General features: G+C 39.7%; 11 protein-coding genes. 2 read left to right on the plus strand and 9 right to left on the minus strand.

Features of this window, described 5'->3' with window-relative positions; all coding sequences use genetic code 11:
• Nucleotides 1-41: 41 nt before the first annotated feature.
• The 3 genes from MST18_RS11635 to MST18_RS11645 form a co-directional block, all read right to left on the minus strand.
• Nucleotides 42-605: a hypothetical protein gene (locus tag MST18_RS11635; RefSeq protein ID WP_257227560.1), complete on the minus strand. Its 564-nt coding sequence runs from the start codon at nt 603-605 to the stop codon at nt 42-44.
• Between the two features lie 25 nt (nt 606-630).
• A complete protein-coding gene (locus MST18_RS11640) occupies nt 631-888 on the minus strand; it encodes a hypothetical protein (RefSeq protein WP_257227559.1) in 258 nt (85 codons plus the stop codon).
• A gap of 94 nt (nt 889-982) precedes the next feature.
• Nucleotides 983-2,011, minus strand: a complete 1,029-nt coding sequence (locus MST18_RS11645; RefSeq protein ID WP_257250063.1) for a hypothetical protein — start codon at nt 2,009-2,011, stop codon at nt 983-985.
• A 115-nt stretch (nt 2,012-2,126) separates the two neighbouring features.
• Between MST18_RS11645 and MST18_RS11650 the strand changes: the two genes are divergently transcribed.
• A protein-coding gene (locus tag MST18_RS11650; protein WP_119285041.1) for an IS3 family transposase occupies nt 2,127-3,292 on the plus strand; the annotation gives its coding sequence in 2 pieces (ribosomal slippage) (nt 2,127-2,385 and nt 2,385-3,292; 1,167 coding nt in all).
• A 191-nt stretch (nt 3,293-3,483) separates the two neighbouring features.
• Here the strand turns inward: MST18_RS11650 and MST18_RS11655 are convergent.
• Both MST18_RS11655 and sbmA read right to left on the minus strand, forming a co-directional pair.
• Complete coding sequence (locus MST18_RS11655) at nt 3,484-10,968, minus strand: BapA prefix-like domain-containing protein (RefSeq protein ID WP_373692665.1); 7,485 nt, start codon at nt 10,966-10,968, stop codon at nt 3,484-3,486.
• A 500-nt stretch (nt 10,969-11,468) separates the two neighbouring features.
• Nucleotides 11,469-12,665, minus strand: coding sequence for a peptide antibiotic transporter SbmA (gene sbmA / locus MST18_RS11660; protein WP_180133746.1), 1,197 nt, complete (start codon nt 12,663-12,665; stop codon nt 11,469-11,471).
• Between the two features lie 459 nt (nt 12,666-13,124).
• Between sbmA and MST18_RS11665 the strand changes: the two genes are divergently transcribed.
• Complete coding sequence (locus tag MST18_RS11665; protein ID WP_078193067.1) at nt 13,125-13,319, plus strand: hypothetical protein; 195 nt, start codon at nt 13,125-13,127, stop codon at nt 13,317-13,319.
• A gap of 286 nt (nt 13,320-13,605) precedes the next feature.
• Here the strand turns inward: MST18_RS11665 and MST18_RS11670 are convergent, their stop codons facing one another.
• Genes MST18_RS11670 through MST18_RS11685 form a run of 4 tightly spaced genes read right to left on the minus strand, consistent with a single transcriptional unit; the run spans nt 13,606 to nt 17,774 of the window.
• Nucleotides 13,606-14,658 carry an AbrB family transcriptional regulator gene (locus tag MST18_RS11670; RefSeq protein WP_180133747.1) on the minus strand — a complete coding sequence of 351 codons (1,053 nt, stop codon included), beginning with the start codon at nt 14,656-14,658 and terminating at the stop codon, nt 13,606-13,608.
• A 46-nt stretch (nt 14,659-14,704) separates the two neighbouring features.
• Nucleotides 14,705-16,204 (minus strand): tripartite tricarboxylate transporter permease, encoded by a 1,500-nt coding sequence (locus MST18_RS11675; protein ID WP_078189994.1) that lies wholly within the window; start codon nt 16,202-16,204, stop codon nt 14,705-14,707.
• A gap of 13 nt (nt 16,205-16,217) precedes the next feature.
• Nucleotides 16,218-16,664, minus strand: coding sequence for a tripartite tricarboxylate transporter TctB family protein (locus MST18_RS11680; protein WP_180133748.1), 447 nt, complete (start codon nt 16,662-16,664; stop codon nt 16,218-16,220).
• 54 nt (nt 16,665-16,718) lie between these two features.
• On the minus strand, nt 16,719-17,774 hold the full coding sequence (locus tag MST18_RS11685; protein WP_180133749.1) for a tripartite tricarboxylate transporter substrate binding protein: 1,056 nt from the start codon (nt 17,772-17,774) through the stop codon (nt 16,719-16,721).
• Nucleotides 17,775-17,783: the final 9 nt, after the last annotated feature.

A 17,783-nucleotide genomic window follows, 5' to 3' on the forward strand; every position in this document is an offset into this window, starting at 1 on the left:
TCATGAAGTGCTGTATTTGCTGTTTGGTCTATGTAACTCAACTATTCATTTTTGCTAGTCGGTGCATAGATGAGAGGATGAATCGTTGGCCTTCTATTCCAATACCAGTAAAAATGTCCATTGGTATCGAGCAAACTATGGGTGGTCAATGTCGATTTATTGCTATCACCTCGCCAACATGCAAGTGCTGCGTTACGATTATTATGGAGGTCAATAAACTCGGGATTCGAATATTTGGGTTTCGCAGGAATGTATAAAGCATCCCCCGGATTGACCCATAAATCTGCCAAGTAAATCTTGCCTAAATTTGGAAAATAGCGTCCTACTGAGATGACCAGAGGCAAATGATCCTGATCTGTCGCGCTAAAAATATGCGGAAAGTCATGGTGTTCTAAATCAGTAATGACAAATGGTGTTAAAGTTTTACCGCCATTTAAATTTGATGTTGCACTTTCATATGGCAAATAATGACCTGCCATCATGCCGTATTCATAATGAATCTCTGACAGTCGTTTTTGATTTGAATGAATCTGAATCGCTTCACCTGCCTGAACTAAGGTGATACCAAAAGCTGCCGCGGTTTCTTTGCTTGCCACCAATGGCATAAACTCGAAGTGTTGCCCTTCAAATTCAAGCTCCGTTTGCTCCCCCCCAATTGGTAGTTATCGTCGAAATTTCGGAAGGAACCGCGTAGGGATTTCCCATCGTCATTTTCGCATTGGTGGCCGACTCGGTAATTAAATGAATCCCTACCCCAAGTGACGCTAAATATGTTGGATGCCCACGATTATTCAAAAAGAAGGGTGTTTGCTCGATATCACCTAAAATTTCTGCCAATTCTCGGTCAAATAATGGCGCATTAAAATAAGTTTCTTTTAGTAAACTCATGGTTTTTCCTTATTATTTTTAAAACTTTGCTTGAGTACATCATAGGATCAGGATAAAAGCCTATTTCCCCAAATGGCTTTTATCCTGTTGAAGTTTATTTCATACGATTCAACATATTTTTTGCCCCTGCGTGGTTATAGTTGGTCGCTAAGTTTTGTAGGATGCCTTTTGCTCTTGCATTGGCGTTTGGATAACTTTTGCTATATGCAGGCACTGTCGTTAAGCATTTTGCAACGAGCATACCTGATTCAGCATAGGCTCTATTGGCATTTGCACCATTTAATTTGCCATAGCTATAAGCGCGCTGTGCATTATTACAAGCGGTGACTTGATTTTTTCCGGCATTCAGGTCACGTCGTGCATTCACATATAAGCGCATTTGTATCTGTTGCGATGTTTCTGCAACTGGTTTCACTACAGGTTTTTTTTCAGGCTCTTTGGCTTTGGTTTCTTTTTTAGTCTCTACTTCTTTTTTTGCTTCCTCTTTCGCATTGCTTTTTGTTGTCGTTGCTTTTGCTTTGCTTGGTGTGGCTTTTTTAGCTACAGTTTCTTCTTGTTTATTATAGTTTTTGCGACGTTCTTCGGGTCCAATAATTGCTGTATACAAACTCACTAAGCGGGTTTCAGAACGGTCATTCGATTTACGCTCTGAAACGGGTTCAATTGCAACCATCCAACGTTGTCCATCTGCCTGGCTACACTGAAACACACCTGTGCTCTGTTTTATACTGCTATAGGTCGCTAATAATTTACGACTCCATGCATTTTTGACTTGGTTCAAATTGCTTTTATTCAGTTGAATAAATTTGCCATTTTTGGCTTGGCAGTAACTGCTCATATTTTGCTTGGGTATCAGCGATTCTGCGTCAACATTTTTCTTTTGTGGTCCCCAATCATAGACGTATTCTTTCGCCTTCCCATTTGAGCTATTTAGCCCTTTTTGATTGATCACTTCTTGTGGTGATGCATAATGATTAAATGAATTTGGGTTTAAACTCTGCATGGTTGTACAACCATGTAATGCAAATCCAATACTCCCCACCCATAAAATTGCCTTTAAATTCACAGCAAAAATCTCAAAAAATCCACCCTCTAAAAAATAGCGTAATTTAGTGTCTTTCACAATTTTATAATCTTGATTTTATTTATTATTTTTATAAATTTAATCACTATGATGTGTGCTTAAAAAACAGGAGGGTTTAACTTGGTAAACTATACATACTCATTAGGAGTTTACCATGAGCAAGAAACAGAAGACTTACACCGCAGAATTTAAAGCTGAAGCCATAAAAGCCATTGAAGAGAACCAAGGTAATGTATCGGAATCCGCTAGACAACTTGGCATTTCAATGCAAACCCTTTCGAACTGGAATAACAAAGCAAAGGCTGGAACTTTAGCAGGCACAAAACAGTATTCGCCCGATCTAAACGCCTTACTCGAAGAAAATAAGAAGCTTAAACAACAGCTCAAAACAGCTGAAATGGAACGTGAATTTTTAAAAAAGGCAGCAGCGTACTTTGCCAAAGAAAGTCAGTGAGGTACGCCTATATGAAATCGCAAAGCCACTTATTTCCGATTATTTTAATGGCTCGATTACTTCGTGTATCCGTTTCTCGCTTTTATGATTGGCTAAAGCGAGGCATGAGTAAAAGATCAATTCAGCGAAATCAGCAGACAATTTTGGTCAAAATAGCCCATGAAGAAACCAAACAAAGCTATGGCTATGTTCGATTAACCAAGCATTTACAAGCGCAAGGTATCAAAATAAGTACGTATGCTGTGCGCCAAATAAAAAAATCAAATCAGTTGTATTGTAAGCGCCATAAGCGTTTCAAAAGAACCACGAACAGTGATCACAACCGTTCTATTTATGACAATTTACTCAAGCAACAGTTTTCAATGACGAAGCCTAATCTTGCGTGGTCGAGTGACATTACCTACATTTGGACGGCTGAGGGCTGGTTGTACTTGGCAGCTGTCAAAGATCTTTACACGAAACAGGTTGTTGGCTATAGCTTAAATGAGCGCATGACAGCCAAGCTTGTTTGTGATGCATTGAATATGGCTATTCGCAATCAGAAACCTGCTAAAGATCTCATTGTACATTCAGATAGAGGCAGCCAATATTGCAGTAATGAATATCGAAACTTACTTGAGAAATTTGATTTTCAGGGTTCAATGAGCAAAAAAGGCGACTGCTTTGATAATGCACCGATAGAGAGTTTCTGGGGCATACTCAAAAATGAACTAGTCCATCATCGCAACTACAAAACAAGGGAAGAAGCCAAAGCGGATATTACAAAATATATAGAGTTATTTTATAATCAGCGAAGAATTCAAAAAGGCTTGGATTTTAAGACACCAAATCAAATGGCAGAAGACTTTTATCGGTTAGCTGCCTAGAATCTCCCAAGTGAAAGTCTCCTGCTAATTCAGCACACATCACTAAAATCGCATATGTTTGAGATGTATACATATGTTGTTCATTTTAATTTGATGAGTTTCACATTTCATTTCGATCTAGTGGTGTTTATGAAGAACATAAAAAAGAGCCTCCGAGGAGGCTCTTTTCTGATTGCTTAAATTCTATTTAATTAGAATAAAAGCTGGTTATTATCTAACAATTCTTGAAGTGTGGTATTTACATTTTTCAATGTAAGCAACTCAGTTTCAGTATATGTCGAATCAGTCGAACTGCCATCACGATCAATACGAATCACAGTATCATTACCAGATGTATTAACTTTAATATAATTACCAACATAATTAATGTCAGTAGCTGACGTACTTAATCCATCTTGCAATAGAGCATTTACATCAATTCTATCACCCTCTGTTACACTGAAATTACTCCAAGTATCGTGACCATTTCCACCACTATTATCATCAGATAATAAGTTGAAGATGACAGTATCGGGTATACCTGCATAAGTTGAGTAGCTATCATCATAAGCACTACCTGTAATCGAAGCACCTATTCCGATATTCAAGTTTGTAGTGTCTGTGAAACCACCCGTATCACTTACGGTATAAGCGAAGCTTTCGGTCTTACCTATCTCACTATTCATAGCAGTATATGTGTAATCACCATTCGCTTTCACATTTAAAGTGCCATAAAGACCATTAATATCTACAGAATCTTGATTTTGTAGCAACACATCATTTTGATAGATGTGTCCATTCTCAAAGCGATATGTTACTGCACCTTGCTGAATGCTGAAAGTTGCTAGATCAGACACAGTGTCGTTTTCTAGTAAATTACCTCCTTCACTATAAATACCATCTACAGTTGTGAAAGTGTTTAATGATGTTTCAGTAACCTGAATGGATGTATCAACTGCAAACTCACCATTATTTGAATGTAGCGCAGCTGCTGCATTGATTAAAGTTTGAGTATTGCCCACAGCTGGGGTACTTTGTGTTGTAACATTTTTCACTTCAACGCTAATCGTATAATCACCTGCAATTAAATTATTAACTGGAATACTTGCCATATAGTAACCATCGGCTCCTAACGTATTGTCAGTTAGCGTTAATGTACCCGTTATCTCTACGCCATTTTGCCCTGAGATCGTGTAAGTCGCAGTGACAATCCCCCAGTCTTCAGATACTGATGTATTAAGTACAGTATTTAATAATTTCGCATTAATATTCAAATTTCCATTTGCAACTGTATCACTAGTGACTGTAAATTCTTCAGATAACTGATATGTATTGGTAAAAGTGGTCGTCACTGTCACTGTTCCAAATGATGGTGTAGAAGTACTTACAGCTTTCGCTTCAATTGCGTTATTTGTATCCTGTACTTTAGACAACAACTCACTGACTTTATTGGTCTGAACAATTGATACAGTTATATCATCGTCCAGTGCCTCAACAGTAATCACACCATCAGCTTGATGATCATCTTCATCCCAAACAACTGTTGCGCCTTCTGCATCAGTACGGATATTGAGATAGGCTTGAGATGTATTTCCTGCTGAATCAGACACTGTATAAGTGAATGTATCAACCTTGCCTACATCATTGGTATCACCATTACTTACATAACGATATGAACCATCTGCCTTCATATACAGAATACCGTAGTTACCTGCGATCGCAGTTTCTGTATTATCAGTTGCAATTGGTGTATTCAGCGCATATGTCGTTTCAGCAGAAATAACAGCTGTTACCTTCATACCATCACCAATATCAGCGATATCAGTACTTGACCCATTTTCCAATACATTGCCTGTTGCTTCTTTTGTTGAATATTGGGTTGAATCATTGATGCTGATTTTAGTTCCACTGAGAAGATTTAAATCAACAAATCCTTCTAATAATGAATTTAAGAATCCATCAATAGATGTAGAAGAAAAGCCTATTGTGTAATTGCCTTCTGGAATATTGGTAAACTCTACATTATCTGCCACCAATCGTGTAGTTAATAACCATGGCTCTAGTTTTAAAGCATTTTGTGCTGTTGCAACAATTTCACCTGTATCTATATTAATTAATAAAAGATTTGCATAAGTCACAGAACCAATAGACACATCAATACCTGTTGTTCCACTTACACCAATAGAAATATCTTGAGTAGTATCTCCATTAACTGTGAATTTGAAACCATTAGTACCTATGTTTACATCAACTACTCCTGATAACACATCCGCACTCAGCAACCCAAATGTATAACCATTTACACCATTTAAGTTATCTTCTGTCACCGTATCTAGCACATTAACTTTATTTAAATCATCGTTGGCGAACAAAACTGCTTCAACAACTAAGCCTTGTGTAATGGTATTTTCGTTACCCGCCGTATCCGTCGCTTTCACTGTGACGTTATAGCTACCATCTACTAATTCAGGCAGTTTGCCATCAGCAAGTGTCCATGTACCATCACCATTATTTACCGCTTCATAATCAATACCATTGACAGTCACAACAACTGTTGCAGTAGGATCATCAATCGTACCTTCTAATGCTGGCGTACTATCACCTGTTGTAGCAGTATCGAGTGTAATAGATGGTGCTAAAGCATCAACAATCACACTTGCTGGTTGAGATGAGTTATTTGCATTATCAGTTGCAATCGCACTAATTACAGTTCCGTCTGCCAAGCCTGGATTTGTGATTAACCAAGACCCATCAGCAGCAACTGTAGTTCTGCCAATTTCATTACCATTTTCATCTGTTACGACTACTGTTGAACCTGCTTCTGCTGTACCTGTAATGTCATTTGTGCCATTTACAGGATGAATAACAGGAGTATCAGGAGCATAGTGATCTAAAATATTGATGGTTAGAGTTGCTGTATCCGTAGTTACACCATCTGCACCCAACATTGTATAAGTGAATACTTCAGATTTTCCGATTGATTCAAGCTTGCCATTTCCAACATACTCGTATGATCCATCAGCATAGATTGTTAATACGCCATACGCACCATTAATTGTTACCCCTGCTGCAGTCACAGTTTCTGCTGTTTCTGTTCCGAATTGGATGTGAGTAACTGTTGCCGAACTGCCATTATTGTCGTTGTCTAAGACATTATCTGAGACTGTGTCATTTTCAAATGTTATAGACGTTACTTCTGTCTTAATGTCAGTTTTTTGCAATAAAGTTAAAGTGTTTGAAAGCAGTGCTGTTGCTGCTGCATCAACAATTGTATCTAACAAACCAGTTACACTGAAACCGAGTATAGAAATCGCATTAGCATTACTTAAGAGACTTTCGTTTAATGCACCAACAAGTTCATCTACTGGTAGACCATTCACTAAAGCGAGCACAGGCGGTAATATGATATCTGTCACCAATGTTGCGATCGCACCACCACCTAAAGCATTACTAACAGCATCAAGAATGACTTGTTGATTATCAGCACCTAACAACACACCAGCATCACCAAGTTCTTGAAGTGAAACACCACCACCATCTGTATCAAGTAAATTGGTTAATGCACTTGCGTCATTACTCACTACGACATGATATGTACCTGCTGGTAGACCAGTTACATTTGCAGTTAATGTATTGTCACCAGTAATACCTAAGATATCTAACCCAGCAACATCACCGACTAATTCAGAATCGTTTGTAACTGCTGAATACACAACATTTCCATTGTCATCATACACATCAACACGATAAGCATCTGCGACTGCAAGCAAAGATGTTTGTGAGACAGATATTGAAAGTGTATTTGTTGAGCCTGTAAGTGTTACAGCTACACCACTATCAACGCCACCAGTTGACTCAAGTAAATTAATCACCTCAATACTGCTATGGTTTTGAGAAGTAACCGTTGTTTGCTCTTCACCTAGATCAAGGTCTTTTTCATCATCTATTGCGTCCCGTAAAGTTACCGTAGGAATTTCGATATTCGTCAAGAGATCAATACGGTCTTGGAAACCGCCTGCTTCTGTTGGGAAGTCGGCAACAATGCCATCTACCGCTGCTTGTGCTGCATCTTTTGCTGCAATCGCATCAGCTAGGTCTTGGGTTAATTCATCCACTTCTGCTTGCGTCACTGCATTGTCTGCAATCGCATCAGCTAGGGCTTGATCCGCTGCTGCATACGCTGCCTCAGCCGCTGCAACCAAATCTTCTACCGCTGCAATTTCAGTTGCATCATCAACACCGTTGTTGTTGCTATCCGTTACCGATGGAATCACGATATCTGTCAACGCATCAATACGGTCTTGGAAACCGCCTGCTTCTGTTGGGAAGTCTGTCGCAATGCCATCTACCGCTGCTTGTGCTGCATCTTTTGCTGCAATCGCATCAGCTAGGTCTTGGGTTAATTCATCCACTTCTGCTTGCGTCACTGCATTGTCTGCAATCGCATCAGCTAGGGCTTGATCCGCTGCTGCATACGCTGCCTCAGCCGCTGCAACCAAATCTTCTACCGCTGCAATTTCAGTTGCATCATCAACACCGTTGTTGTTGCTATCCGTTACCGATGGAATCACGATATCTGTCAACGCATCAATACGGTCTTGGAATGCGCCTGCTTCTGTTGGGAAGTCGGCAACAATGCCATCTACCGCTGCTTGTGCTGCATCTTTTGCTGCAATCGCATCAGCTAGGTCTTGGGTTAATTCATCCACTTCTGCTTGCGTCACTGCATTGTCTGCAATCGCATCAGCTAGGGCTTGATCCGCTGCTGCATACGCTGCCTCAGCCGCTGCAACCAAATCTTCTACCGCTGCAATTTCAGTTGCATCATCAACACCGTTGTTGTTGCTATCCGTTACCGATGGAATCACGATATCCGTTAAGTTATCGAGACGATCTTGTAAGTCGTCTTTATCTGTTCCTGCTGGTAAGGCATCTACCGCATTTTGTGCAAGTTCTTTGGCATCTTGCGCATCTTTCAAGGCATCTTCTAAAGCAGCTTTTTCTTCAGGTGTGATTAAGCCATCTGTATTCGCATCAGTGAGTGCATCTTCTGCTGCTTGATACGCATCTTCTGCTGCTTCAACAAGATCTGTGGCTAAATCAACTGGATTTTCTGTGCTGTCATCAACTCCGTTTTCATTGGCATCGTTGACTGCTGGAATAGTAATATCCGTCAACGCATCAATACGGTCTTGGAAGCCATCTTTGGCATCTTGTACGGCTGCAGGTGCCGACGGTAAGGCATCGACCGCATCTTGCGCTGCGTCTTTGGCGTCTTGTGCCGCTTTGAGGGCTTCTTCAAGTTCAGCTTTTTCGGTTGGGGTGATTAAACCGTTTGCATTGGCTTCTTCTAATGCATCTTCTGCGGCTTGGTACGCATCTTCTGCGGCTTTTACTGCCGCTTCTGCATCGGCAATTTGTGCATCAACTGCATCATCAATACCGTTGCCATCGGTATCTGTCACCGCTGGAATAGTGATATCCGTCAACGCATCAATACGGTCTTGGAAGCCATCTTTGGCATCTTGTACGGCTGCAGGTGCCGACGGTAAAGCATCGACCGCATCTTGCGCTGCATCTTTGGCGTCTTGTGCCGCTTTGAGGGCTTCTTCAAGTTCAGCTTTTTCGGTTGGGGTGATTAAGCCGTTTGCATTGGCTTCTTCTAATGCATCTTCTGCGGCTTGGTACGCATCTTCTGCGGCTTTTACTGCCGCTTCTGCATCGGCAATTTGTGCATCAACTGCATCATCAATACCATTGCCATCGGTATCAGTGACCGCTGGAATCTCGATATCCGTTAAGGCATCAATTCGATCTTGCAGTGCATCTTTGTCCGTACTGTCTGGCAAGGCATCCACTGCATTTTGTGCTACATCTTTAGCATCTTGCGCATTTTTTAAGGCATCTTCTAAAGCAGCTTTTTCTTCAGGTGTGATTAAGCCATCTGCATTCGCATCAGTGAGTGCATCTTCTGCTGCTTGATAGGCATCTTCTGCTGCTTCAACAAGATCTGTGGCTAAATCAACTGGATTTTCTGTGCTGTCATCAACTCCGTTTTCATTGGCATCGTTGACTGCTGGAATAGTGATATCCGTCAACGCATCAATACGGTCTTGGAAGCCATCTTTGGCATCTTGAACGGCTGCTGGTGCAGACGGTAAAGCATTCACCGCGTCTTGCGCTGCGTCTTTGGCGTCTTGTGCCGCTTTGAGGGCTTCTTCAAGTTCGGCTTTTTCGGTTGGGGTGATTAAGCCGTTTGCATTGGCTTCTTCTAATGCATCTTCTGCGGCTTGGTACGCATCTTCCGCGGCTTTTACTGCCGCTTCTGCATCGGCAATTTGCGCATCAACGGTATCATCAATGCCATTGCCATCGGTATCGGTGACCGCTGGAATCTCGATATCCGTTAAGGCATCAATGCGATCTTGCAGTGCATCTTTGTCCGCGCTGTCTGGCAAGGCATCCACTGCATTTTGTGCTGCATCTTTAGCATCTTGTGCATCTTTTAAAGCATCTTCTAAAGCTGCTTTTTCTTCAGGTGTGATTAAGCCATCTGCATTCGCATCAGTGAGTGCATCTTCTGCTGCTTGATAGGCATCTTCTGCTGCTTCAACCAGATCTGTGGCTAAATCAACTGGATTTTCTGTGCTGTCATCGACTCCGTTTTCATTCGCATCGTTCACTGCTGGAATAGTGATATCCGTCAACGCATCAATTCGGTCTTGGAAGCCATCTTTGGCATCTTGAACGGCTGCTGGTGCAGACGGTAAAGCATTCACCGCGTCTTGCGCTGCGTCTTTGGCGTCTTGTGCCGCTTTGAGTGCTTCTTCAAGTTCGGCTTTTTCGGTTGGCGTAATTAAGCCGTTTGCATTGGCTTCTTCTAATGCATCTTCTGCTGCTTGATACGCATCTTCCGCCGCTTTCACTGCCGCTTCTGCATCGGCAATTTGAGCATCCACCGTATCATCAATGCCATTACCATTTGCATCGGTCACAGGTGGAATCACGATATCCGTTAAGTTATCGAGACGATCTTGTAAGTCGTCTTTTTCAGTACTGTCTTTTAATGCGTCAACAGCTTTCTGAGCAGCATCCTCAGCGGCTTTGGCATCGGCAAGTGCTTGCTCAAGCTTGGTCTTTTCTTCAGGGGTAATTAATCCATCCGCTTGTGCATCGGTCAAAGCATCCTTTGCGGCTTTATTTGCATCTTCTGCTGCTTTTACCGCTTTTTCTGCCGCATCGAGTGCTTGATTTGAGTCGCCCGAACCCGATGAACTATCTGAATCATTATTTGCCCAAGCTAAAATGCCTCCAGCAGTAACTAAAGGAACTAACCACGTCCATAAACCAACTGTTGAATCTGAATAGAGTAAAGGATTAATTTCATCGATCGGATTATAGTTAATTTCAAATAATCCAGCTTCATTTGGATTTGTTTCTAATAGATATAATTTATCATCTTCTTCTAGTACAACATTGTTTTCATTTAGATTATCTGTAAAGTAATTCTCAATTATTAGTTGCTGTCCGTCTTTCATTTTTATAATTAAAGTATTTCCACTTCTCTCCATACTTAAAACATTTTCTTTTGAAGTATGTATAACAACAACAGAAGCCTCCTTTAATGAAATATTACTCGTTTGTATGTTTTCTAAAACAGAATGATGTTCTTTTGATACAACTTGGACTTGTAACATGATAATTACCCTCTGGCTTATTTATAAATATATGTTTTAAATAATTTTTTAAATCACATGCTTTATCTAGCTAATAAAAAGGCATGTGAATGGACATATAACAGTTCAGCAAAGTTAAAAAAAATATTAAAGTTTTTTTCTTTATCGCATTGTTAAGATGCTTCACGCCAAACAGAAAGAATGAATTTGCACAAAAACACACACCAACACCAAAAAAATGTGATTTTGTTTGCACTTCGAATGTAAAAAAAAGCAAATAAAATGTGATAAAGTTCAACAAAAATGTAATTTTTATAAATTAATCATCGATATGGATACAATATACATACGTAAAATTACTAAAATTACATAATAAGTATTTTTATTTACATTTTTTTTATAAAATCATGAAATAAGATCTAACCTCTTTAATTTATTGATTTTATTTATTTGTAATTCTCATTAATTAAAACCATAAAAAAAACCTGTAATTAATTACAGGTCATTTTTAAGATTAAAAATTAATTATTAATTGTTTTTTCAAATGCTTTTAAACGTTTGTAAATAGAAATCAGTTCAATAATGGTTGTCCACGAGGAAATCAGGTATTGGAAAGAATCACGTACACGCCCAAAGACATTTAAAATTTGCATTAATATACCGAGCGTGATTGTTCCCGCTGCAATACTTGGAAACAATACAAAGAACCCATAAATATTATCAAGCTGCATATAACAAATACGAACGAGGTTGAAATAAGCATAGTGAAAATACAGTCTAAAATAATTAAATCGGACTTTACCAAATAATTCTTTTAATGTGAGAGGGTCTGCTCGATCTGCATAATCTTCACCATAAACTAATTCTTTACGATACGCTGCTTCGACTTTTTGATTATTAAACTCCAAACCCGGTAGTTTATAACCCACAAGCATTAAAATAACCGTCCCTAATACTGCCCAAAGGACTGCCGCCCAAACTAATGCATAGGTGATTTCCCCCACGACAGGTAATTTCTTTACATGTGTTGATAAAGTTAACAACACAGGTAGAAATGCAATTAAGGTCATCACCGATTCAACCAAGCTAACCCCAAGTCCTTCTGTGGTTCTCGCAAAACGCATCGTATCTTCTTGAATACGCTGTGAGGCACCTTCGATGGTTCTCAGTTTTTTCCAATGTGCAGTATAAAAGTCATTCATAGCGGTACGCCAACGAAAAACATAATGACTAACGAAAAACAGGTTCAATACCGCCAGTGTGACATATACCATGGCCACATAGAGAAAAGTCAGCGTCTCTGAATATAGCGTCGCCACTTCGCCCCCACCACCTGAAAGCATCTTCTGGATCAGATCATAGAATGGGTTATACCAAGCATTGATTACGACATTACATTCCACACTAAACCAAACATTAAACAGGATAAATGCGGTTCCCCACACAGACCATCGTTGCCAAGGATTATCTGATTTAATCTTCCAAAAGGCTGCAAAGAGTGCCGTTGCTACAAAAAACCAAGCATAGAACCATAAAAATTTGGGGCTCCAAAATCGGCTAATACCAATAGGCAGCTCTGCTTGATGATAATTTGCAGCTAAACCAAACATCGTACCCCAACTATTGCCACCGCTATACCACAAGACAATATTGATCACGAACCATATAAGGAATGATCCAAAAAACCATTTTGGATTTGGAAAAAAAGATTTAAACATTGGTCCTACATTTCCCCTCAATCTTTGTTTTTAGTTTGAGTTGCTGATGATAAGTTTTATTTCATTAATTTTCTTGTTCAGATTGAAGATTTAACGCTGTTTAATCTGAAATTTAACAATCAAATACAAGACTACACATCATTCGGTTAGCTTAAGGATGAAAACTGAAGTTCACCTTAAATTCATTATTGATCATGCCCTTTTGATGATCTGGTCATTGTTTGTGGAACAAAAAACACACCTTAGGACATACAGCTCAAGTAAAAGTTTGTCATATTTTAAAATTATTTTTTGGTATCAATAGACTAAAAAACCTTAATTTATTTAACCATTATTTAAACTTAAGTTATGGAATTCTCTAAAATATTTTCTGCGATGTAGCTCACGTCATTTACAAAACCTGTTTCTTCACCAATAATATGCTAAGTTCAATTAACAACCTATGCTTGGGGAAGTAAAATGGAAAGTGCAATTGTTGAATTACTCAAACCAATTACATTAAATAAAGAAAATTGCAGTCCTTTGGTTTTTGAAACTGGCACCGTTCTGAAAGTGATTATGCAAACGCCAGAAGGCCTTTTGGTAAGTAATGATGATAAATTTAACTTTATGATTTCATTCAAAGATAAGAATGATGTTTGGCGCGAAATTTAATTTTGACGTTAAATCTTTAAATCTTCGAATTTTGCATAATAATGAAATTTAAAATTTACTGATCTAAAACGGCATTAAAATAATAAGGGACTGACGAGAGCAGTCCTGAATCAAATTGATCCCTCTTGCTCATCTTCACTTTCAAACCATCATTTAAGACCCTTTTCTCAACTATCTTTCATTAATCTCATTTTTTTCTAACTTCTACTCCACTTTATTTCAAATGCAATCTATAGAAAGTGTTCTATTTAATTCATCTGAATCAAAGATCGAATTGAGTGGACGATTAAGGCTTATCTGTTGTTTTAAAAAATATTTTTTTGCTCAATTGATAGAAATAATTGGTGGTCAATATCACAAAAATCAGCCGTGATAGTTGAAACGCAACCACGATAGGCACAGCTAATCCAAGGGCTTTTGCCATTAAAGACATTTCTGCAATGCCGCCGGGAGATAAGCCTAAAACTAAAATCTTCCCATTAGCATGACTGATATACATCAAGAACAATGCAAACAGGATGGATAATCCTAATGCCAACAAATTCAAAATGGTCGTGATGGCGATGAATTTTTTATGGCTTTTTAAAAAGCCAAAAGGAAACTTTGTGCCTAATGACCAACCTATACATATTTGTCCAAAAGCCGTAAACCACGTCGGAAATTTTAATTCCAATGCTCCGAAAAATGAAAGAAATCCCACCATAACTAATGGTCCGAGAACCCACGCATTTAATACATTGAATTTTTGAAATATTTGCGCAATTAAGCAGGCTAAAGCAAATAAAAGAAAAATTTGGACAATTCCAAAGTGATCAATGATGTGTGGGTCTAGACTCACCCAATGAATATCAAATAATGCTGCTAAAACGATTGGTACAAGCACCACAAGTGCCACGATTCTCAAACTATGCGCAGCAACAACTTTATCCACTTGCGCATGATGATGTTCTGCGATATTCACCATTTCACTGGCACTGCCGATTGCAGAAGAAAACCACGCCGTTGCCCAATCTAAACCATTGATACGATATTGTAATCCTGCGATAAGTGTTCCCAAAATCAATGACCATAAGATGCCGAGTACGATAAATATCCAATAGGCAGAAATAGCATGGACTAGCGCTGGGGTAAAATATAGTCCCAAAACCATACCAATAATAACTTGTCCCACTTTACGCCAATGCGGTGAACATGTGAGTGGTTGGCCTATACAACCAAACAATAAAGCCGCGAGTAATGGCCCGAGCAACCACGGTAAAGGGAGATGAAGTAAATTTGCGATGAGCGCACCGATCAGTGCGCATACCAATCCTTTGGCATTTAATTTTATTATTTCCATATGATCTAACAGCAATGGTCAGACTCGCTGACCATTGCTTCTCCATTTAAGCTTTTTGCTTCTTAATGAATAGATATTTACGGACGATTGGCAAGATCAACAACAGTGCTGACATGACCCATAGTCCCATACTGATGTTACTGCTCCACAGAATACTGAGCTCACCTTGAGAAATGGAGAGTGCACGTCGTAGATTTGACTCCATCAATTCACCCAGTACAAAACCAAGAATCAGAGGTGCCAATGGAAAATCAAATTTTCGAAGGATATATCCAACAATACCGAGCCCCATACAAAGCACAAGATCGAAAACAGTGCTATGAATTGCAAATACCCCAACAAAGCTGACGGTTGCAATAATAGGAATCAAAATATAGCTTGGAATCGAAAGTAAACGCGCAAAGAAGCCAACTAAAGGTAAGTTCAATACCAATAAGATAATATTTCCCACCATTAAGGATGCAATCAATGCCCAAACCAAAACTGGTTGCTCCGTAAATAACTGCGGACCTGGAGTAATGTTATACATGGTCAAAGCCCCCATCATGACCGCAGTTGTTCCAGAACCCGGCACACCTAAAGTCAACATTGGGACAAAAGAACCACATGCTGCCGCGTTATTAGCACTTTCTGGCGCGGCCAAACCACGTAGATCACCTTTACCAAATTTACTACTGTCACCCGCCATTTTCCGTTCAGTGGTATACGCCATGGCACTCGCCACACTGGCACCTGCGCCCGGTAAAATCCCTGAGAAAAACCCAATCAAGGATCCACGAATCATGGTGGCTAAAGCACTCAGAAACTCTTTGACATTAAATAATGAGCGTTTTCCTTGTTCTAAAACCACTTTTCCCATCGTGGTACGTTCAAGCAGCAGTAGAATTTCACTGATACTAAATAAACCAATCACCACTGTTGTAAAGGCAATGCCGTCACTTAAACCCACACTATCAAATGTAAAACGATAAACACCGGTAATCGCATCCATACCCACGGTCGAAATTGCCAGACCGATCAGCGCCATGATTAACGTTTTAAATGGTTGCGTGCTGACTAAACCGGTCAAGCACACAATTGCAAAAACCATCAAGGCAAAGTATTCCGCTGGTCCAAAGGAAACCGCCCATCGTGCCAAAATCGGAGCAAATAAAACAATCCCTATAAAAGCAATTGTGCTACCTATAAATGAGCTAATAGATGAAAGGGATAAAGCAATACCTGCCTTACCTTGCTGTGCCAAAGGATAACCATCTAAAGTGGTCATAATTGCACCTGCATCGCCCGGCACATTCAGCAGAATTGCGGAAATTCGTCCACCATATTCACAACCGAGATAAACAGCTGCCAATAAAATTAAGGCACTATCAACAGGTAATCCTAAGGCATAGGCAAAAGGTAATAAGATGGCAACACCATTGATTGGACCCAATCCCGGCAACAGTCCGACAATCGTTCCAATAAATGCACCAATAAAAGCAATGAGTAAGTTTTGTGGTTGTAAGGCAACTTCAAAACCTGTCATTAAGAAATTAAATATGTCCATGTCGTTGTCATCCCTAACCCAAGAAGCCTAGTGGCAATGGCACATCCAAAACACGGTCAAACAGATAATAGGTACTCATACTCAGCACCAAACCCGTAATAATCACTGGCACTGTTTTACCGTTAAAAAGTTTCCCAACCGCGATGGTCATTAATAGCGTTGCTACGATAAATCCCAACCATTCAAAGCAAAGTGCATACAGTGACAATGCCAACGTGCATAAAACCAGTTTGCCGATTAAATGCTTGGTCCAACCTAGTTCAACAGGTTCAAACATCATGGCTGGGCGCACAGTCAAATAAATAGCACTCACTGTAATTAAACCCATCAGTAAAATTGGAAAGGCTTTCGGTCCTACAGGATCGTAGGAAATAGGCGCTTCAAAATTGCATGCGTAAATTAATAAGAAAAAACCGCAGACCGCAATGATGGCCGTAAGAATCCGTTCAGATTTCATCATCTATCCTCGAAAACAAAAAACTGAGTTGAAAAGGCATTCAACTCAGCATATTTGTTATTTTGATAATTTATATTCTTCTGATAATTGACGCATTTCAGCCGTTTGCTTATAGACATAATCACTAATTTCTTCACCTGTTAATTCAAATGGCAACAGGTCCTGATTTTCTCGAACGGCATCAAATTTTTGATTGGTCATCATTTTATCAAAGGCATTTTTCCACCATGCATATGCCTCATCACTGACCTTTGGCCCCATGTAGAAACCACGAATCACAGGCCATTCCAAGTCGTAGCCTTGTTCCTTCGCAGTTAATAACTTAGAAAATTTACCCGCTAAACGTTTATCTGAAAACACGGCTAAAACACGGATATTACCCGCTTCGAGATGCGAGCCAATTTCACTCACATTCCCCACACCCACTTGAATATGTTGACCTAACAAGGCTGTTAATACTTCGCCACCGCCTTCGAGAGCTACAAAACTCATATTGGCAGGATTTACCCCAGCCTTTTTAGCCAAAATTGCCGTTTGCATCCAATCTTGACCACCCACACTACCAGCACCACCAAAACTGATCCCTTTTGGATTTTCTTTTAGCGCCTTCATCAGATCATCCAGTGTTTTTAATGGCGAATCCTTATGCACTGCCACTAAACCGTAATCAACAGCTACACCCGAAAGCCACTTCACATCCTTCTCAGTAAAATTACCAAATTTACCTTGAGCCAAATTCAGTAAAGAACCAGTTGAAAATGCGATGACCGCATTGTTATTTGCTGGATCATTATTCACAATTTTATTGTAAGCAACGGCCCCTACACCGCCTGGCATATAGGTCACACGCATCGGATCTTTTAATACTTCTGTTTCTTTAAAGCCGGATTGGATCAGCTTACAGGTCATATCAAAACCACCACCCGGCTTTGCAGGTGCAATACATTCTGCACGTTTTGGATGACCAGGATCTTTTGAGGCATTGCCTGTGCCGCAGCCAACGACTGCAATACTGGTGCAAGCGACGGCTAACCATTTTAATTTCTTCATTGTTAAAATATCCTTATAACGTTGTAGTCCATTTAAAAATTCAATTTTCTTACCTATAGCCATCATCGACCT

It is taken from the genome of Acinetobacter sp. YH12068_T, from assembly GCF_024606005.1.
In the GTDB taxonomy this organism is placed as follows: Bacteria; Pseudomonadota; Gammaproteobacteria; order Pseudomonadales; family Moraxellaceae; genus Acinetobacter; species Acinetobacter amyesii.

Bases quoted from the DNA above. Each gene is read 5' to 3' on its own strand.
- MST18_RS11635 (WP_257227560.1), bottom strand. From the start codon at position 605: ATGCCATTGGTGGCAAGCAAAGAAACCGCGGCAGCTTTTGGTATCACC.
- MST18_RS11640 (WP_257227559.1), bottom strand. From the start codon at position 888: ATGAGTTTACTAAAAGAAACTTATTTTAATGCGCCATTATTTGACCGA.
- MST18_RS11655 (WP_373692665.1), bottom strand. From the start codon at position 10,968: ATGTTACAAGTCCAAGTTGTATCAAAAGAACATCATTCTGTTTTAGAA.
- sbmA (WP_180133746.1), bottom strand. From the start codon at position 12,665: ATGTTTAAATCTTTTTTTCCAAATCCAAAATGGTTTTTTGGATCATTC.
- MST18_RS11665 (WP_078193067.1), top strand. From the start codon at position 13,125: ATGGAAAGTGCAATTGTTGAATTACTCAAACCAATTACATTAAATAAA.
- MST18_RS11670 (WP_180133747.1), bottom strand. From the start codon at position 14,658: ATGGAAATAATAAAATTAAATGCCAAAGGATTGGTATGCGCACTGATC.
- MST18_RS11675 (WP_078189994.1), bottom strand. From the start codon at position 16,204: ATGGACATATTTAATTTCTTAATGACAGGTTTTGAAGTTGCCTTACAA.
- MST18_RS11680 (WP_180133748.1), bottom strand. From the start codon at position 16,664: ATGATGAAATCTGAACGGATTCTTACGGCCATCATTGCGGTCTGCGGT.
- MST18_RS11685 (WP_180133749.1), bottom strand. From the start codon at position 17,774: ATGGCTATAGGTAAGAAAATTGAATTTTTAAATGGACTACAACGTTAT.